Annotated in this window: 15 protein-coding genes; 3 read left to right on the forward strand and 12 right to left on the reverse strand. The window is 71.5% G+C overall.

Annotated features, from left to right (window positions below; all coding sequences use genetic code 11):
* Positions 1-133: 133 nt before the first annotated feature.
* The 9 genes from OHA64_RS33055 to OHA64_RS33095 form a co-directional block, all read right to left on the reverse strand.
* On the reverse strand, positions 134-1,303 hold the full coding sequence (locus tag OHA64_RS33055; RefSeq protein WP_405619380.1) for an esterase-like activity of phytase family protein: 1,170 nt from the start codon (positions 1,301-1,303) through the stop codon (positions 134-136).
* Positions 1,300-2,262: an ABC transporter permease gene (locus OHA64_RS33060; RefSeq protein WP_405619382.1), complete on the reverse strand. Its 963-nt coding sequence runs from the start codon at positions 2,260-2,262 to the stop codon at positions 1,300-1,302. The genes OHA64_RS33055 and OHA64_RS33060 overlap by 4 nt, the downstream gene beginning before the upstream one ends.
* Complete coding sequence (locus tag OHA64_RS33065; protein ID WP_405619384.1) at positions 2,262-3,395, reverse strand: ABC transporter permease; 1,134 nt, start codon at positions 3,393-3,395, stop codon at positions 2,262-2,264. Before OHA64_RS33065 ends, OHA64_RS33060 begins: the two co-directional genes overlap by 1 nt.
* On the reverse strand, positions 3,392-4,942 hold the full coding sequence (locus OHA64_RS33070; RefSeq protein ID WP_405624219.1) for an ABC transporter ATP-binding protein: 1,551 nt from the start codon (positions 4,940-4,942) through the stop codon (positions 3,392-3,394). Before OHA64_RS33070 ends, OHA64_RS33065 begins: the two co-directional genes overlap by 4 nt.
* A 136-nt stretch (positions 4,943-5,078) precedes the next feature.
* Positions 5,079-6,173, reverse strand: a complete 1,095-nt coding sequence (locus tag OHA64_RS33075) for a BMP family protein (protein WP_405619386.1) — start codon at positions 6,171-6,173, stop codon at positions 5,079-5,081.
* A gap of 111 nt (positions 6,174-6,284) precedes the next feature.
* Positions 6,285-7,028, reverse strand: coding sequence for a purine-nucleoside phosphorylase (gene deoD, locus OHA64_RS33080; RefSeq protein ID WP_405619388.1), 744 nt, complete (start codon positions 7,026-7,028; stop codon positions 6,285-6,287).
* Entirely contained in the window at positions 7,028-7,807 is a 780-nt protein-coding gene (locus OHA64_RS33085; protein WP_405619390.1) for a glutamine amidotransferase, read from the reverse strand. Before OHA64_RS33085 ends, deoD begins: the two co-directional genes overlap by 1 nt.
* A 49-nt stretch (positions 7,808-7,856) precedes the next feature.
* Complete coding sequence (locus tag OHA64_RS33090; protein ID WP_405619392.1) at positions 7,857-8,915, reverse strand: LacI family DNA-binding transcriptional regulator; 1,059 nt, start codon at positions 8,913-8,915, stop codon at positions 7,857-7,859.
* Positions 8,905-10,248 carry an amidohydrolase gene (locus OHA64_RS33095; protein ID WP_405619394.1) on the reverse strand — a complete coding sequence of 448 codons (1,344 nt, stop codon included), beginning with the start codon at positions 10,246-10,248 and terminating at the stop codon, positions 8,905-8,907. Before OHA64_RS33095 ends, OHA64_RS33090 begins: the two co-directional genes overlap by 11 nt.
* A gap of 386 nt (positions 10,249-10,634) precedes the next feature.
* On the opposite strand from OHA64_RS33095, the gene OHA64_RS33100 reads away from it, so the two are divergent.
* Positions 10,635-11,444 (forward strand): hypothetical protein, encoded by an 810-nt coding sequence (locus tag OHA64_RS33100; protein WP_405619396.1) that lies wholly within the window; start codon positions 10,635-10,637, stop codon positions 11,442-11,444.
* Positions 11,445-11,557: 113 nt separating this feature from the next.
* Positions 11,558-12,031 (forward strand): hypothetical protein, encoded by a 474-nt coding sequence (locus OHA64_RS33105; RefSeq protein WP_405619398.1) that lies wholly within the window; start codon positions 11,558-11,560, stop codon positions 12,029-12,031.
* A 43-nt stretch (positions 12,032-12,074) separates the two neighbouring features.
* Here the strand turns inward: OHA64_RS33105 and OHA64_RS33110 are convergent, their stop codons facing one another.
* From OHA64_RS33110 to OHA64_RS33120, 3 genes are all read right to left on the reverse strand, one after another.
* Positions 12,075-12,515 carry a pyridoxamine 5'-phosphate oxidase family protein gene (locus OHA64_RS33110; protein ID WP_405619400.1) on the reverse strand — a complete coding sequence of 147 codons (441 nt, stop codon included), beginning with the start codon at positions 12,513-12,515 and terminating at the stop codon, positions 12,075-12,077.
* Positions 12,516-12,563: 48 nt separating this feature from the next.
* Positions 12,564-14,057, reverse strand: coding sequence for an MFS transporter (locus tag OHA64_RS33115; RefSeq protein ID WP_405619402.1), 1,494 nt, complete (start codon positions 14,055-14,057; stop codon positions 12,564-12,566).
* 100 nt (positions 14,058-14,157) lie between these two features.
* Positions 14,158-14,643, reverse strand: coding sequence for a MarR family winged helix-turn-helix transcriptional regulator (locus OHA64_RS33120; RefSeq protein WP_405619404.1), 486 nt, complete (start codon positions 14,641-14,643; stop codon positions 14,158-14,160).
* Positions 14,644-14,811: 168 nt separating this feature from the next.
* On the opposite strand from OHA64_RS33120, the gene OHA64_RS33125 reads away from it, so the two are divergent.
* Positions 14,812-17,658 carry a helix-turn-helix transcriptional regulator gene (locus tag OHA64_RS33125; protein ID WP_405619406.1) on the forward strand — a complete coding sequence of 949 codons (2,847 nt, stop codon included), beginning with the start codon at positions 14,812-14,814 and terminating at the stop codon, positions 17,656-17,658.
* Positions 17,659-17,819 lie beyond the last annotated feature (161 nt).

The following is a 17,819-nucleotide window of genomic DNA, read 5'->3' on the forward strand; positions in this document are numbered from 1 at the left end:
GATCCGTAACCGCTGTCCCACCCTGGCACGGGTAATCCTCGCGCGACCTCGAAACGTCGACCCGCGGCCTTTGTCGAACGTCCGGGCGGCCGTGGGCGACGGGGACGTCAGGCTGATGGGCGTCAGCACACCTTCAGATGCCGTGGCCCGCGAAGGCGATGAACTGGGTCACCTGGCGTGCGGCGAAGTTGTCGTCGGAGACCAGGACGACGGTCCGGCGGCCGTCGGGGAGGCGGGGGCCGACGGTGATGCCCTCGACGTTGTCGACTCGGGTCAGCCCGGGGACATCGGACAGGTCGGTCACGAGCGTTTTACGGACCGGCTGCACGGGATGCGCGGAGGTGTCGGTGAGGGAGTCGCGGCCGAGGACGTCGGTGGCGCCGTGGAGGTCGACCAGATAGACGCGGGCCTTCCAGTTGTTGTCGCTGTAGATCGAGGCACGTTCGAGGACCAGGAAACGGTCGTCACCGAGGGCCACGATGTCGCTGACGCCGTTGGTGTCGGTGCTGCCCTCCGGTGGCGTGGCGAACAGCGGTTCCAGGGGGTAGGCGTACTGGGCCAGTGGCAGTCCGGTGCGTGCGTCATGGACGGTGATGCGGGTGAGCGCGCCGTGCTCGGGGGTGGGGTCGTCGCCGTCCTGGTAGAGGGGGTCCTCCATGGCGGTGACGATCCGCCGGCCGTCCGGGGTGAAGGTGACCCCTTCGAGGGTCTGGTTCTTGCGGGGGCCGAACTCCTGGGAGTTCATGTGCAGTTGTGGTGGCAGCGGGAGCTGTCCGGTGGAGGCGCCGGTCGTGGTGGCGCGGCGGATCCAGGGATCGCCGAGGAGGGCGGGCCCGTCGGACGGGACGATGCGCTCGCCCTCGCTCGTCCAGGCCAGGCTGCCGTCGCGCGGGTCCACGGCGATGCCCTCCGGGTCGGGTGCCACCGTGGAGCCGGCGGTCGAGGTCGGGGGGAAGGCGGTGCCGTCCGGCCGGCGCCACACTTGGGTGCCGGTGAGTTCGACGCCGGTCAGGGCGCCGTCGGTGAAGTCGACCTTGGCGGTGTAGAAACGGGCGGGGCCGGTCTGCGACCGGTCGTCGCTGATCACGTAGTACGTGCCGGTCCTCGCGTCGTAGCTGATGGCCGACAGGCCACCGACGGTGGTGCCCTGAAAGGCCATCGCGCTGGGCAGCTCGCGCTCCCCGAGGAAGTCCAGCCGTACGCCGCTGTCCTGGGCGGAGGACGGGGTGCCGACGAGGGCGGGAAGGACGGCGAGTACGACTGCGGAGGCGATGATCCGGGCGCGGGCGGCTCGGACGCTCATGGGGTCTCCAAGGTGGGCAGGGCGGGCGGTGAGATGGGCGCGGCGGCGGTGCGTGCCGCGCTACGGCGGCGCCAGGCGAAGAACGCCAGTGCCAGCAGGGTGAAGACGTACGGGATCGCGGAGACCAGCTGGGACGGGATGTCGAGGTTGCCCAGCTGGACGGCGAGTGCCTCGGCGGCGCCGAAGCCGAGCGCGGCCACGAACACACCCCAGGGACGGAGGGCGCCGAGGAAGACGGCGGCCAGCGCGATGTAGCCGCGGCCGGCGGTCATGCCGGTGACGAAGAAGGACACGGCGCCCATGCTCAGGAACACTCCGGCCGCCCCGGCCAGCGCGCCGCTGAGCGCGAGGGCGCGGAACTGGACCCGGTGGACGTGGATGCCGACCGAGCGTGCCGCCTCGGGGTGCTCGCCGACCGCGCGCAGGTGGAAGCCGAACCGGGCCCGGTACAGCAGCCAGGCGACCGCCGGGGTGGTGGCCAGGGCGGCCCAGGTCAGCACGTTCTGCCCGCTGAGCACCGCACCGAGGCCGGGAACGTCCTCGACCAGCGGCAGCCGGACCGAGGGCAGCGCGCCGCTGTGCAGTCGGCTGGTCCCGCCCTTGTCGCCGAGCAGCGCGTACACGGTGTACGCGGTCGCGCCCGCCGCCAGGAGGTTGAGGCCGATGCCCGCGATGATGGCGTCCGCGCCCAGGTACAGATGCAGCACGCCGAGCAGCAGCGCGAGCAGCGCACCGGCGGCGATCCCGCAGCCCGCTCCGGCCCACACCGAGCCGCTGTACCCGGCGACCAGCGCGCCCGTGCAGGCGGCGGCCAGCATCGAGCCCTCCAGGGCGATGTTGGGCACCCCGGCCCGCTCGGCCAGCAGCCCGCCGAGGGCGGCGAGGACGTACGGCGTCGACACCCCGAGGATCGCCGCGAGGAATCCGGTGCTGAGCACCACGTCGAGGACGGGACCCATCAGCGGGCCTCCCTTCGGGCGAGGTACCGCTTGACGAGTTCGGGCAGTGCCCGGGCGGTCACGAGCAGCACGATGACCGCCTGGATGATGGTCACGGCCTCGGAGCCGACGTCGGTCTGCTGCTCCATCACGTCGCCGCCGACCCGCAGATACGAGTAGAGGAGCGCGGCGGCGACCACCCCGACCGGGTTGTTGCGGCCCAGCAGCGCGACGACGATGCCCTCGAAGGCGAGGCCGCCGGCCATGTCGGGCTGGAGTCCGCCGTAGATCCCGAGCGCGAGGTGCGCTCCGGCGAGGCCGGCCAGCGCGCCGCCGATGACGAAGCTCCACTCGATGGTGCGGGGCACGTCGACGCCGCCGAACCGGGCGAAGTCCGGGTTGGAGCCGGTCATGCGGATGCGGTAGCCGAGCGGGGTGCGGGCGAGCAGGAACCAGACGGCGGCGGCCACCGCGAGCATGCCGAAGAGGCCGATGTTGGCCTGGTCCAGGGGGACGCCGAAGAAGTCGGAGAGGAGCGGCAGCGCCGAGTCGGGGCGTACCGGGGACGACTGCACGGCGGTGCTGCCGGGTGCCTTGAGGTGATCGGTGAGGAGATAGTCGAAGACCCGCACGACCACGGCGTTCAGCATCAGCGTCGCGACGATCTCGTTGGCGCCGAGGCGGGCCTTCATCACCCCGGGGACCGCGCCCAGCGCGCCTCCGGCGAGGGCGGCGGCGCCCAGCGGCACCAGGACGGCGGCGACGGGCGGCAGGTGGAGGTTGATCGCCACCAGGGCGCTCGCCAGAGCGCCGGCGTACACCTGGCCCTCCGCGCCGAGGCTGATCTGCCGGGCGCGGAAGGGAATCGCGACGGACAGGCCGAGCAGCGACAGGGTGGTGGCGTCGGCGAGCCAGCGGCCGATCCGGGGGGTGCGTTCCAACGGGCCGGTGAGCAGGGCGTTCAGCGCGCCGGTGGCGTCCTTGCCGGTGGCCAGGACGACCAGGAAGGCGATGAGGACGGCGACGGCGACGGTCAGCACCGTCATCGTCAGCTCGACGACCACCGTACGGCGCCGGGCGGCCAGGAACTCCCGGCGTCCCTGCGTCTCGGGCCGCCTCTGCTGTTCCGCCGCCGGTTCCAGGGTCGAGGTCATCGGACACCTGCCGTGATCCGCTCGTCCGGGTGCCGCCGCACCCCGAGCATGTACAGGCCGGTGGTCTCCTCGGTGAGTCCGGCCGGGTCGTCGAAGCGGGCGACGAGGCGGCCGTCCTTGACGACCAGCAGCCGGTCGGAGAGCGCGAGGAGTTCACCGAGGTCGGCGGAGACCAGCAGGACCGCCGCGCCCGCGTCACGGGCCTCGACGAGCCGTTCGTACATGAAGTGCATGGCGCCGATGTCGACGCCCCGGGTCAGCTGCGCGGCCAGCAACAGGCGTGGCCGGGCGGACAGTTCGCGGGCGACCACGACCTTCTGCAGATTGCCCCCGGACAGCGCCCCGGCCGCCGCGTCGGGGTGCGGGGCGCGGATCGCGTAACGGCCGATCAGGTCCTCTGCCAGCTCGCGTATGCGACGGGTGCGCAGGATGCCGCGGTGGGCGATCGGGGGCCGGTCGTGGCGGTCGACGATCAGGTTGTCGGCGATGGAGCGGTCCAGGGCCGCCCCGTTGGACAGCCGGTCCTCGGGCACGTGGGCGACACCGGCGCGGCGGTGGCCCGCCGCGTCGAGGTGGGTGACGTCGACGCCGTCCACGGTGACCGAGCCCGCGGTGGGGCGGCGCAGTCCGGCGAGCAGTTCGACGAGTTCGCTCTGGCCGTTGCCCTCGACGCCCGCGAGGCCGACGATCTCACCGGCCGCGATGTCGAGGGAGACCCCGTGCACCGACGGGCCGGAGAGTCCGCGCACCCGCAGCACTCCCGCTCCGGGCCGCGCCGGGGGCTTCGGTACGTCGAGCGAGATCTCCCGGCCGACCATCATGGACGCCAGCTGCGCGGGCGTCGCCTCTTCGGTGCGTACGGTGCCGATCACCGACCCGGCGCGCATGACGGTGACCCGGTCGCTGATCTCCCGTACCTCCTTGAGCTTGTGCGAGATGAACAGCACGGTCATGCCCGAGTCGCGGAGCCTGCGGACCGCCGTGAAGAGGTCAGTGGTCTCCTGGGGGGTGAGCACGGCGGTGGGCTCGTCGAGGATCAGGATGCGAGCGCCGCGGTGCAGGGCCTTGAGGATCTCGGCGCGCTGGCGCATCCCGACGGACACCGCGTCGACCCTGGCCTCCGGGTCGACGGCGAGCCCCGCCTCCTTCGCCAGCTGGGCGGTACGTTCGGCGGCGGCCGCGCGGTCGACCCGGCCCGCCCGGCCCGGTTCGACGCCGAGGACGACGTTCTCGGCGATGGTGAACGACGGGACCAGCATGAGGTTCTGGTGGACCATGCCCACGCCGAGGGCGATGGCGTCCTGCGGCCCGGAGAACCTGACCCTCCTGCCATGAACGCTGAGCTTCCCGGTCGACGGCTGTTCGAGCCCGTACAAAAGCTTCATCAGGGTGGACTTGCCGGCGCCGTTCTGCCCGACGATCGCCCTGATCTCGCCGGCGGGCACCGACAGGTCGACGTCGCTGACGGCGCGGGTGCCGTTGGGGTAGGTCTTGCCGAGGCCGGTGGCCTCCAGGACGGGCGGGGCCGCGTCCCCGGGCTTGTGCAGGGAGCCGTCGGGCTCGGCGGGTTCGGTGGTTGCAGTGGTTGCAGTGGTTGCAGTGGTTGCAGTGGTTGCAGTGGTTGCAGCGGGTACAGCGGTCTCGGCGGTTTCGTTGACGGGTTCCACCAGTGTTCCTCGGAGCTCAGAAGGCCGAAGGGACCTTGACGGCACCGGATTTGACCTTCGCGGCCTGCGCCTTGAGGTCGGCGCGCACGGCGGCGGGGACGAGCTTGTCGAAGTTGGCGTTGTCCACGTAGCCCACGCCGTCCTCGGCCAGACCCACGGCCGCGGGCTTCCCGTACGCCAGCGTGCCGGCCGTGTTCGCCTTGGCCGCCAGATAGAGGGCGTTGCCGGCGTTCTTGAGGATGGAGGTGACGACGGTCTGCCGCTGGTCGGGGTCGGTGAGCGTCTTGTACTGGTCGGAGTCGACGCCGAAGGCGTACCGCTTGGCGGCGACGGCCGACTCGAAGGCCCCGAGGCCCGAGGATCCGGCGACGGGCCACACCAGTTCGGCCCCCTGCCCGTACATCGCCGAGGCGATCTGCTTGCCCTTGGCCGGATCGCCGAACGGGTTGTCGCCGCCGACGTACTGCACGAGGACACCGGAGGACGGATTTCCGCCCGCCGCCTTGAAGCCCGCCTTGAAGCCGACGACGAAGTCCTCGATGACCGGTATCTTCACGCCGCCGATCACGCCCACCTTGCCGTTTCCGGTACTGCCGGGAAGGGCCTTGGCGGCGACCAGTTTGTCGGCGAGGAATCCGGCCAGATAGGCGGCCTCGTTCTGCTTGAAAGTGACGGAGTAGACGTTCGCGCACTTGTTGGAACAGCCGCTCTTGCCCGTGTAGTCGACGGATCCGTCGAAGAGCCAGAACTTCTTGTCCGGGTACTCCGGGGCCAGTTTGGAGACGAAGCCGACGGTGTCGACGGTGCCCGCGGCGAGCACGTCGTAGTCGTCGCCGGCGGCCGCGTCCTCGAAACCGGAGGACCACTTGGTGCGGTCACTGCCCAGCTCGACGACCTTCAGGCTGTAGCCGAGGTCCTTCTCCGTCTTCTTCAGGCCCGCGTAGGCCGAGTCGAAGAAGGAACGGTCGCCGAGATTTCCGTTGATGACGAACTTGATTCTCGGCTTTCCGGATTTCCCCGACTGGGCGGAGTCCGTGGCGGTCGAGGCACCGCATCCGGCGAGGGTGAGGGAGAGCGCCGCGACGCTCCCCAGAATTCTGATCTTGTGCATTGTCCGGATTCTCTTTCTGTAGTGGGATCTTCAGCGGGATCTTCAACGGGGGATTCAGTGGGGGACGTTCTTCGCCATTGGCCGAAAGGTATGCAATGCAAAACGTTTTGGCTATGGGCTTCTGTGTGAGGAGATTGTTTCCGTGATCAGCGCGATGGCCGCGATGGTGACGGCACGGTCGAAGTCCGTCTCGCGCTCGGCCGGAGTGAGTGCCTCCGCGCGGCGCACGTGATCGCTGACCGTCAGCACGGCGAGCGCACGACCGCCCTCGGCGGCGGCGGTCGCGTACAGGCCCGCGGCCTCCATCTCCACGGCCAGCGTGCCGTGCGCCTCCAGCCGCTCGAACAGCGCCGGACGCTCCAGGTAGAAGTGGTCGGTGGTGAACACGGGCCCGATGTGCACGCGAGGTCCGGATCCGCCCCCGGTCGCGGCGGCCCGTGCGGCGGCCCCGGCCAGGTCGAAGGAGGCGACGTGGCTCAGGTGCGCCCCGTCGATACGGTGGCCGCTCATCGCGGAGTCCGTGTGGGCGGCGGTGGCCACGACGACGTCGCGCAGACCCACCGAGGCGGGGATGCCGCCCGCGGTGCCGACCCGCGCGATGCTGCGCACCCCGTAGTGCCGGAAGAGCTCGGTGGCGTAGATGGTCACCGACGGCATCCCCATGCCGGAGGCCAGGACGGACAGCGGCACGCCCCGGTACGTTCCGGTGTACCCCTCGATGCCGCGCACGTCGGTGACCAGGCGCGCGTCCTCGAGGACCGTCTCGGCGATGCGGCGTGCCCGGCGTGGGTCGCCGGGCATCAGCACGTCCGGTGCGAAGTCGCCGACGGCGGCCGAGATATGGGGAGTGACCATCAGGCCACCTCCTCCACCGGGGCCTGCGCCAGCCAGCGCACCAGCCGGTCCCACAGCTCGGCGTAGCCCTTCCACTCGAGAAAGCCGGGCGGGGCCCAGTGGGGCGCCAGATCGGACGTGAAGGCGGCCGATCTTCCCGCGCCGTAGCCGCCGACCGCCAACAGCGGATGGCCCGCGCACTCGACGAGCAGTTCCGACCCGTCCCGCAGCGTCACCTCGTTGAGCCCGAGCAGATCCGGCCAGGTCCCGTCCAGCCCGTCGACCACCGCGTGGCGGGCGACGATTCGCGGTGCGGCCCCGGCGGGCAGCTCCACCCGGTCGTCCCGGTCGTGCAGAGAGACCGGCAGTGCCGCCGCCAGCGGTGTGCGCCCCCAGCGGGCCTTGGCGTCGATGCCGGTGAAGGTGAGGTAGCCGCCCACCATCAACAGGCCTCCGCCGCGCTCGACGTGGGCCCGCAGCAGCTCGGTCCGGTCGGGCGAGGGCACCGAGTGGGTGAAGGTCTCCGGCGTGAGCTGGAAGCTGTTGGCCCCGACATCGCTGATCACGACGACGTCGTAGGGCTCCAGTCCTTCGGCCGTGGTGGGCAGCCTGCTGGGTATCTCGTGCGACGGGACGTAGGTCACCGTGTGGCCCCGGCCGCGCAGCGCGTCGAGGAAGACCTGGGCGCCCTCGGTGTACTCGGAGGTGAAGAAGGAGTCGAACCCCTTCTGGTGGACGGATTGGGTGAACCAGGACTCACCCACGACGAGGACATGGGGCATCGCTGCACGGCCTTTCATGTGAAGTGTGCGGAGGAGGAGAAGAGGGGGAGGGGGCGGCAGCGCCCGGTCAGGGGGTCGGGCTCACGGGAGCCGTGCTGGCGCGGATCTTCAGCCGGACCGGCAGGATGTGCCGGGAGGCAGGGGGCACCTCGTCCCGGTGGACGTAGCTCAGCAGTTGGGCGCCGGCCGTGCGGCCGACGTCGTAGGCGGGCTGGTGGACGGTGGTGAGACGGGGGTGGATGCGGGAGGCGAGCATGATGTCGTCGAAGCCCGCCACCGAGACGTCGTCGGGGACGCGCAGACCCGCGTCCTCCAGGGCGGCGACCGCGCCGAGGGCCATCAGGTCGTTGGCGGCGAACACCGCGGTGAAGCGGCGTCGGCCGCCGCCCTCCAGGGCCGCGGCGACCAGGCTGTAGCCGGACCGCTCCACGAAGGCGCCCTCGACCTCGGTGACCCCCGCGTCGCCGAACGCCTCCCGGAAACCGGCGATCCGCTCCAGGCTGCTGACCAGGTCCACCGGGCCACTGATCGCCAGCACCCGGCGGTGGCCCAACTCCCGCAGGTGCTGCCCGATCAGCCGGCCTCCCGCACGGTGGTCCGCGGTGACGAGGATGGTCTGTTCCAGCAGGTCGGGAACGACCTCGTCGGCCAGGGCGATGGGGAACCGCCCGAGCAGCGACGCCAGCCGGCCTCGGGACGGCGGCGACCCGGAGGCGTACACCATGCCGTCGATGAACCGGCCGCGCAGCATCTCCAGATAGCGGTCCTCGCGGTCCGGGTCGAACTCGGTGTTGCACAGGATGACCCCGTAGCCCAGGTCGTGGGCGGCGTCGTCGACACCCTTGGCCAGTTCGGCGAAGAACTGGTTGGTGATGTCGGGCACCAGCAGGCCTATGACGTTGGTCGAACCGGCCTGGAGATTGCGGGCCGTCGAGGCCGGTACGTAGCCGAGTCGGCTGACGGCCGCGCGGACCCGCTCGGCCGTGTCGTCGGCGACCGGCCGGTTGCCGCTCAGCACGTGCGACACCGTGGTCGGGCTCACCCGGGCGGCGGCCGCCACGTCCTTGATCGACGCGGGCCGCCGCACCCGGCGGCGCCCCACGTCCTGGTCCTGCTCACGGGTCATAGTGCTGGACCGCCCTGCCGTGCGAGGTGTCCAGCAGTGCGGGCACGCGTGCCTCGATCTCGGCCAGCAGCCCCGGCAGGTCCACCGTCAGCAGCCGGCCGTCACGCACCACGACCCGCCCGTCCACCACGACCGTGCGCACATCACTTGCCCGCACGTTGTAGACCAGCGCCGCCACCGGGTCGTGCACCGGCCGGCAGTGCGCCCCGCTCAGATCGACGAGGACGATGTCCGCGGCCCGGCCCGGTTCCAGCGCGCCGATCCGGTCCCCGAGTCCGAGCGCCCGGGCGCCTCCGCGCGTGGCCAGCCGGACCGTGTCGGAGACGGTCATCCAGGTTGCGTCCCGCTCGGCCTGCTTCTGGGTCAACGCGACCAGCCGCATCGCCTCCCACACGTCCAGCGTGTTGTGCCCGGCCGCCCCGTCCGTCCCGGCCCCGACGGCGACACCGGCGTCCAGCAGGCTCCGCACCGGCGTGAGCGGACGCAGGGCGTGCTTCAGATACACCTTCGGGCAGCAGGCCACGCCCGTACGGTCCCCGACCGCCTCCAGCACCGGCAGGTCGGCCGGTGTGATGCCGCATCCGTGCGCGATCAGCGCCCCGGCGTCCAGCACCCCGGTCCGCTCCAGCACCCCGATGGGGGTGACGCCACGCCGCGCCAGGCTCGACTCGGTCTGCTCCAGGTGCTCGGCGGCGTGGATGTGGATCCGTACGTCCATGTCCCGGGCCAGCTCCGCGACTCGGACCAGGTCCGCGTCCTCGACCGTGTACGGCGCGTGCGGGCCAAGCGACGCGGTGACCCGTCCGTCGCCCGTGCCCCGCAGGGCGGCGGCGGTCTCGGCGCTCTCCTCCAGGGCCGCGCGGCCCCGGCTGCTGAAGTACGTCGGTGCGATGTCGGCCCGGATTCCGGTACGCACGACCGCGGCGGCGATCCGCTCGGCGTGGAAGTAGTGGTCGGCGAACGTGGTCACCCCGCTGAGCAGCATCTCCGCACAGGCCAGCTCCGCGCCGAGGCCGATGTCGGCAGGGGTGAGGTTGACCTCCATGGGCCACACCCGCTCGTTGAACCAGGCCTCGACACCCACGTCCTCGGCGGCGCCGCGCATCAGCGTCATCGGGCCGTGCGTGTGGGCGTTCACCAGCCCGGGTACGGCGATCAGTCCCGTACCGTCCACGGTCTCGGCCCCGGCCGCTTGAGGCCCGGCGCCCGCCGGGCCCAGCCAGACGATCACTCCGTCCTCGACCAGGATGTCCTGGCCCGTCTCCACTCGGCAGGGGCCCCGCTCGGGCACCACGAGCACCGAGCAGGACGTCACGATCAGTCGGCGCGTCATGCGGAATCCTTCCGTCCGAACCGGACGCTAAGGATCCAAAACGTTTTGCACAAGCCCCTGAAATGCCGGGTGATCGACGGGCGCCGACGCCGGCACGTCGAACGAACCCACGCAAGGCTTGATCCCTGGAGAGGATGCCACTGCCAACTCCGCGGCAGGCGAACATACGTAGCCGATTGCGTAGTTCTACTGATTTCTTCAGCGTCCGCTCAGGGGAGGGTCTTAACCGAGGATGAGCCGTGCGCGACCGGTAGAGCCACTGAGCACAGGTCGGGATGATGACGTTGCTGGAGTCTGCAGGAGACCGGGTGCGGTGGCTGGTCCGGGCCGTCACTCCAACGGGACGTAACCGGCCGGCTCGGTATGCCGCCGCTCCGGTCACTGCCTTGCTGGCGGCCGTCGCGCTGCTGACGGCCGGCTGCTCGGGCGACGGAGTCGGCACCGACGCATCGGCCGCCACGCCCTCCGTGACGGGCACTGCCACCGCTGCCCCGACCACCCCGTCGGCCACGCCCTCCCCGCTCTACCCGACCAACGCCAAGGGCTGCCACCCCAACGGGGAGTGGACGACGGAACAGGCCGTGAGCTGGGTGCGAATAGCGGCCGATGCCCCCGCCGCAGGCGTCGACACCTCCAAGGATCCGGTCACGATCCACGAGAGCGTGGAGGGCTACAACGGCCCGCTGTGCGAAACAGTCACCGTTCAGGTGGAGTTCTGGAAGCTCACCTACGGCTCGGCGGGCGCCGGAGAGTACACGCCCGGCGCCACGGAGGCCCCGCCGGACTACTACTTCGACATGGACTCCGTGAAGCGGACCGAGCTGCGCATTGACGGACGCAAGGAGCACCTCGTGAAACCGCCGGAGAGGCTCTACGCCGGCGACCGCAGCGTCTGTGTGGGGGCCCTGGTCGCGGTGTACGTCGGCAGGCCCCTCAAGAGCAAGGAACTGCCCGAGCAGATCAGCACCGGGGGCCTCGACATCTACGGCGGGGACGTGAAATTCAGGACCGAGCGGGTGGCCGAGTACGAGCTGTCACCTCCAGCGGCGCCGCACGTCTGCAGCCCCGAGGGCAAGCCCACCGCCGACCCGTACGACGTGCCCGACACCACGGGTGTGCCCGACCCGCTGTACCCGACGCCGACGTTCAGCTTCGACGTGGACGACGTCCTGCGCACCCCGAGTTACGGACATTGAGCATGTGGGGGCCCGGCGTCCGACGGGGCCGTGGGCTCACGGAACAGCTGGTGGGGGAAGGGCCGATCGATTGTCGGGACGGTCCGACAGGTATCTGACATAGGGAGGCTGCTATGGGTAAGCGGGAATTGGGGCCGTATCCAGGTCTGAGATATGCGCACATGGTGTCCAAGGACGTCCACAGCAGCCATGTCGTCCGCCGGTTTGCTCTCCATCCGATCGATATCGAGCGTCCGGAGAAGGGCCGGCGGGTGGAGGCGCGGGAATGCGGGAGCTGCCAGAAGCCGCTGAAGTTCAAGGTGCTCAGTGTCGCGGCGACCAGGAGCCGCCGGTGGGTGTGGCTGGTGCTGGGCCTGGCCGGGGTAGCGGCGGCGCTCGGGTTCGGGGTGGCGCTCTTCGAGGTCGGCGGGCAAGTGGTCGAGGAAGGGGCCCCCAACCCGGTGGGCCCGCTGGTGCTGGGCTTCCTCGCCGGGTTCCTTTCCGGGATCGTCGGCCTGAGCTACTGGTGGTACGAGGACGGGGTGCGCGGGCCCGGCTCGCCGCTGATGTCGTTCGGTGTGCACGTTCTCCGGTGGCCGCGGCACTAGCGCGACCCCCAGCGCGACCCCCTGGCGAGATGCCTGGTAGGCCTCAGTCCTGGGCGGGGATGTCCAGGGCGGTCCCGTACAGGCGGGACACCCGGATCAGGATCACCACACGCCGGTCGGGCAGCGGCTGCTCGCCGGGGGCCGCCCCGTCGGCCGGGTCCACTATCTCCGCCTCGCCCTCCGCGACGGCGAACGACCAGACGTCCGGACCGCTGACGTGCAGTGAGGTGTGCGGGTCGCGGCGCAGCCGGCGGACCTTGAGGCGGTCGGCGGTGGAGGAGACGCGCAGGACGCGCTCCTCGGCGTTCCAGTCGTAGAGGACGGTCGACAGATGCGGGTGGCCGGTGCTCCTGACGCTCGCGAGTACGCCGAACCGCTGCTGCCGCAGTAGCTGGGATAGCTCCTGGTCGGTGAGCACCCGGGGGGCCGGGCCGTCGTTCTTGGTGGTGCCGGGAGTGGTCTCGGTGGCGGTGGTCTCGCTCATGGGGATCAGCCTTTCGGTGGTCGGGGTGTGGATGGGGGAGAGGGCGGGTCAGACGGCTGCGGCGTGGGCGGGAACCTGCGGGTCGGCGGCCGGCTCCTTGGCGGCCTGGCGCTCGGGGCGGCGCAGCATCGTGAAGGCGACGGCGAAGGCGATGACGAGGAGCCCCGCGCCCACCGCGAAGGCGAGCCGGTAGCCGCCGGTCAGCGCCTCGGCCGCCGTCCGGCCGTCCGCCGCGAGGCTCTCGGTGCGGGAGGCGGCCAGGGTGGACAGGACCGCGACGCCCAGGGCCATGCCGATCTGCTGGGTGGTGTTGAACAGGCCGGACGCGAGACCGGCGTCCTCCTCGTTCGCGCCGGACATACCGAGGGTGGTCAGCGCCGGCAGCGCGAGGCCGAAGCCCGCGGCGAGCAGCATGACCGGGAGGAGGTCGACGGCGTAACTGGCCTGCACGGGGACGCGGGCGAGGAGGGCGAGGACGCCGATGAGGAGCACGATGCCCGCCAGCAGGACGTTGCGCTCACCGAAGCGGGCGTTGAGACGGGCGGAGACTCCCAGGGAGACGGCACCGATGACAGCGGCTGCCGGGAGCATCGCGAGACCGGTCTCGGCGGCGCCGTATCCGAGCACCTTCTGGAGGTACAGGGCGACGAGGATCTGGAAGGAGAAGAGCGCGGCGACCATCAGGATCTGGACCAGGTTGGCGGCCAGGACGCTGCGCGAGCGGAAGATCCGCAGCGGCATCAGGGGGTTCTTCGCGGTGGCCTGACGGACGAGGAACGCGGCGAGCAGTACGGCGGCGAGGGCGCCGAAGCCGAGGGTGCGGCCCGAGGTCCAGCCGTACTCCTCGACCTTGACGACGGTGTAGATGCCGAGCATCAGACTGGTGGTGACCAGAGCCGCGCCGAATACGTCCGCGCCCGCTCTGAGGCCCAGACCGACGTCAACGGGCAGGACGCGTAGGGCGATCGCGAGGACGGCGATGCCGATCGGCAGGTTGATGAAGAAGATCCAGTGCCAGTTGAGCGCGTCGGTGAGTACGCCGCCGAGGACCTGGCCGATGGACGCGCCCGCGGCGCCTGTGAAGCTGAAGACGGCGATGGCCCTGGCGCGCTCCCCGGGCTCGGTGAACAGCGTCACGAGGATGCCCAGGCCGACGGCGGAGGCCATCGCGCTGCCGATGCCCTGGAGGAAGCGGGCGGCGATCAGTACGGCGGGCGAGGTGGCCGCGCCGGCCAACAGTGAAGCGACGGTGAAGACGGCGGTGCCGGCCAGGAACATGCGCCTGCGGCCGATCAGGTCGCCGAGCCGGCCGGCCAGCAGGAGCAGGCTGCCGAACGCGATGAGGTAGGCGTTGACGACCCAGCTGAGGCCGGCGGGGGTGAACCCCAGGTCGTTCTGGATGGCCGGCATCGCCACGGTCACGATGGAACCGTCGAGGACGATCATCAGCATCCCGGTGGCGATGACGCCGAGGGCGAGTCGGCGTGAGCGCGGTGCGGCGGGAGAAGCGGGCGACGGCGCGGAGTCGGATGCGGCAGACATGCGGTCTCTCCTGTCAGTTGGGACGACAGGAGAGACCGTAGCAGATGGTTTTGTTGCAGACTATTTTTTTCGGTCTTACTTTAGGCCGCACTCCCCCCGCTCACCTGGACTGGCGCGCCCGGCGGGCGGTGCGCGGGGCCTCGACGGGGGTTGCCAGACTGTCGTCGACCAGGTGATTCAGGGCCCGCAGGAGGGCCTCCCTGTCCCCGCCGGGAAGGGTGGCCAGGGCGTCGCGATGTACGCGATCGACGATCTTCTGGCTCTGCCCGGCGACGCGGGTGCCCTCGTCGGTGACTGCGATGATCCGGGCCCGCCGGTCCGTACTGGAGGGGCGGCGCTCGGCCAGGCCCGCCTTCTCCAGGGCGTCCACCGTCACCACCATCGTGGTCTTGTCCATGTCACCGATCTCGGCGAGCTGGATCTGGGTGCGCTCCTCCTCCAGGGCATGGACGAGCACGCAGTGCATTCGAGCGGTCAGGCCGATCTCGGCGAGGGCGGCGGACATCTTGCTCCGCAGGACGTGGCTGGTGTGGTCGAGGAGGAACGACAAGTCCGGTTCGGTGCGGGCGGGCGTCATGGCGGTCATGTCTGCCAGCGTAGAGCAAATCGATCCGAGGCGGATTATCCAGAAGAGACCTTAATGCGATCGCTGTACCCGTCGACGCGGTGTGAGATCGAGGACACGAAGTCACAGGTTGTCAGTGGCGTACGACAGGATGTGCGGGGGCACCAACTGTCGTGGGGGCGTGAGGATATGGCGACGGAACGGACACCGCTGGTCGGCAGAGAGGCGGAACTCGCGCGGCTCGACCGGCTGCTGGCGGAACTGGTGGGGGACGTGCCCGGCCGCCCGGCGGTGCTGGACGTCGGCGGTGAGGCGGGCATCGGCAAGAGCCGGCTGGTCCACGAGCTGTGCCTGGCCGCGACGCGGCGCGGGGCGGCGGTGCTGCGCGGCCGGGCGACGGAGTACGAACGTCACATCCCGTTCCAGCCGTTCACCGACGCCTTCTCCGACCTCGCCCCGGAGGCCGTCGAATCCTTCCCGGAGGCTGCCGAGGTCGCCCCGGTGCTGAGCGGCGCTCCCCGCAGCACGGACCGCTTCCACCTGCACCGGGCCACCGCCGCCCTGTTGACCCACGCCGCGGCGTCTCCGCTGGTCGTGGTCCTGGACGACATGCACTGGGCGGACGCCGCGTCGCTGGAACTCCTCGACCATCTCGTACGGCACCCCGTGCGCGCCCGCGTCCTGCTGGTCCTCGCCCGCCGCGACCGGCAGAGCCCCGCGCTGCTTGCCGCGACCCTCACCCGCGGCACGGAGACCGGCGCGGTACGGCGGACGGTCCTCGGCCCGCTCGGCGAGCGGGACTGCGTCGAACTGCTCACCCCTGACCTGGCCCGCGACCAGGCCGTACGGCTCTTCACAGCGAGCGAGGGCAACCCGCTGTACCTGCTGACCCTGCTCCAGGCGCACCGCGAGGGCGCGTCGGTGAGCCGACTGTCCACGACCGGCCTCGGGGCGCTGCTGCTCGACGAGTTGACCCCGCTGACGCCGTCGCAGGGCCGGCTCGTCCAAGTGGTGGCAGCTCTGGGCGACCACGCCACGCCCGCGCTGCTCGGCCCGGTGACCGGCCACGAGCCGGGGCAACTGGCCGACGATCTCGCCGTACTGACCCGGCGCGACCTGCTGCGCACCGGCACGCACGGGCGGATCGCGCTGCGTCACCCCGTGCTGCGCAGCCTCGTCCGCGACGGCACCGACCCCTGGCAGCGCACGGAGATCCACCGGCTCGTCGGCGCCGAACTCGCCCGTACCGGCGCCCCGTTGGCCGGGCGGGCGCACCACGCCGAGCAGTCGCTGTCCGGCTGGGACCCGCAGGCGGCGGCGGTGCTGGACGAGGCCGCCGAGCAGGCCGCGCAGACGGCGCCCGCGAGCAGCGCGCACTGGCTCGAGGTGGTGCTGCGGCAACTTCCGCACACGCCGGAACACGCGGCCAGACGGCGCGAGTTGATGCTGCGGCGGGCCCGGGCGCTGGGCGTCGGCGGCCGACTCCGGGAGAGCCGGGACCTGTTGCACCAGGTGATCGCCCTGCCCGACCCGGGCGACGGGACGGGGTCGCGGGCGTCCGCTGTCGTGCTGTGCGCCGTCATGGAGCGCCATCTGGGGCGTTACTCGGAGGCGGTCGCCCTGCTCCGCCGCGAGTTGCACCGCACTGATCCCGCGCCGTCGCTCGCCGACCAGGTGGCGCTGGGCCTGGAGCTGGGCTCCTCGGCCCCGCACGACACCTCGTACCCGGCGGTACGCTCCGAGGTGGCACACACCCTGGAGGTGGCCCGCTCCCTCGGGGACGACACGGGGGTGGCGGGTGCCCTGAGCGTCGCGGCGCTGGGGGAGGCGTACGAGGGGGAGACGGCTGCGGCGGACGACTTCACCCGCCGGGCGGCGGCCCTCGTGGACTCGCTGCCGGACGGTGATCTGACCGGCCTGTGCGAGCCGCTGGTACGGCTGGCCTGGGCGGAGGCGTTCCTGGAGCGCTTCGCCGACGCCGAGCGGCACGCCGATCGCGGCCTGGCCATTGCCCGCCGCACCGGCCAGATCTACCTCCTGCCCCACCTTCTCCTGTGCAAGACACACGTGCGCACCCAGACCTGCCGGCTCGCGTCGGCGGTGGAACTGTCCGAGGAGGCCGAGGACATCGCCCGCGGCATCGGCAGTGACGAACTGCTCGCCTTCGTCCTCGCCACCAGGGCCCACGCCCTGGTCGACGCCTGCCCACCCGGCGATCCGCGGCCACTGGCCACCGCCGAGGAGGCGGTGGCCGCGGCGGGTCTGGGCGTCAACTGGTGGGCGTCCATCGCTTGGTGTGTACTCGGCTACGCGGCGCTCATCGCCGGCGACCCGGCTCGTGCCAGGGAGGCGGTCCTGCGTGCCGGCGGCCCCGGCCTTCGGCGGATGCAGCCCTCCATGCGTCCGCTGTTCCTGGAGGTCCTGGTGACCGCCGCCGTCACCATGGGTGACCTGGACGCGGCGAAGGACTGGGCCGAGCGGGCCCGCGAGGAGGCCGAGCGGCTCGATCTGCCGGTGCAGCGCGCCTCTGCCATGCGCAGCGCCGCGCAGATACGACTCGGTCTCGGTGACGACAATGCGGCGGCGGACCTGTTCGTGGCGGCGGCCGACGAGAGCGCCCGCAGTGGAGGGGTGTTCTGGGAGGCGTTCTCCCTGCTCTTCGGCGCCTCCCTGTCGGCGGCGGACCCGGGCCGCTCGCGGCGCGGGCAGGCGGCCTGGCACCGGGGGCGGCGGCTCGCCGTGGCCGGGGGCTGCGGGATGCTGACCGGTCTTGCCGACGTGGTTGGCCCGGTGGTGGCCGCCGCCGCTGACGGGCCCGAGCGCCGCCTCGCCGAACTGACCGCCCGCGAACGGGAGATCGCCGACCTCGTCGCCGACGGCCTCACCAGCCCGGCGATCGCCGAACGACTCTGCCTGAGCCGCCGCACGGTCGAGACCCACATCTCCCGGGTCTACCGCAAGACGGGAGTCTCATCGCGGGCAGCTCTGGCGGGCCTGATGGCGGGGCGCACGCCGAGGCCTGCCTCGGGAGGATGAGCCACGCACGGTTCGAGCCGCGGATTCCGGGGGTCCTGTGCATCAGCCACACGTCACAAGTCAGCGAGCCACGAGGCGGGACTCCCATCGCGTCGACGCCATCCTCCGCCTTGCAGCTCGACACACCAGGCCCCGCTCGCCTGCGTCGACAAGGCGCCGCA

Source organism: Streptomyces sp. NBC_00076, assembly GCF_045041235.1.
In the GTDB taxonomy this organism is placed as follows: domain Bacteria; phylum Actinomycetota; class Actinomycetes; order Streptomycetales; family Streptomycetaceae; genus Streptomyces.

Excerpts from the sequence above, each read along its gene's own strand:
- OHA64_RS33055 (WP_405619380.1), bottom strand. The coding sequence starts at position 1,303 with ATGAGCGTCCGAGCCGCCCGCGCCCGGATCATCGCCTCCGCAGTCGTA.
- OHA64_RS33060 (WP_405619382.1), bottom strand. The coding sequence starts at position 2,262 with ATGGGTCCCGTCCTCGACGTGGTGCTCAGCACCGGATTCCTCGCGGCG.
- OHA64_RS33065 (WP_405619384.1), bottom strand. The coding sequence starts at position 3,395 with ATGACCTCGACCCTGGAACCGGCGGCGGAACAGCAGAGGCGGCCCGAG.
- OHA64_RS33075 (WP_405619386.1), bottom strand. The coding sequence starts at position 6,173 with ATGCACAAGATCAGAATTCTGGGGAGCGTCGCGGCGCTCTCCCTCACC.
- deoD (WP_405619388.1), bottom strand. The coding sequence starts at position 7,028 with ATGGTCACTCCCCATATCTCGGCCGCCGTCGGCGACTTCGCACCGGAC.
- OHA64_RS33085 (WP_405619390.1), bottom strand. The coding sequence starts at position 7,807 with ATGAAAGGCCGTGCAGCGATGCCCCATGTCCTCGTCGTGGGTGAGTCC.
- OHA64_RS33090 (WP_405619392.1), bottom strand. The coding sequence starts at position 8,915 with ATGACCCGTGAGCAGGACCAGGACGTGGGGCGCCGCCGGGTGCGGCGG.
- OHA64_RS33095 (WP_405619394.1), bottom strand. The coding sequence starts at position 10,248 with ATGACGCGCCGACTGATCGTGACGTCCTGCTCGGTGCTCGTGGTGCCC.
- OHA64_RS33105 (WP_405619398.1), top strand. The coding sequence starts at position 11,558 with ATGGGTAAGCGGGAATTGGGGCCGTATCCAGGTCTGAGATATGCGCAC.
- OHA64_RS33110 (WP_405619400.1), bottom strand. The coding sequence starts at position 12,515 with ATGAGCGAGACCACCGCCACCGAGACCACTCCCGGCACCACCAAGAAC.
- OHA64_RS33115 (WP_405619402.1), bottom strand. The coding sequence starts at position 14,057 with ATGTCTGCCGCATCCGACTCCGCGCCGTCGCCCGCTTCTCCCGCCGCA.
- OHA64_RS33120 (WP_405619404.1), bottom strand. The coding sequence starts at position 14,643 with ATGACCGCCATGACGCCCGCCCGCACCGAACCGGACTTGTCGTTCCTC.
- OHA64_RS33125 (WP_405619406.1), top strand. The coding sequence starts at position 14,812 with ATGGCGACGGAACGGACACCGCTGGTCGGCAGAGAGGCGGAACTCGCG.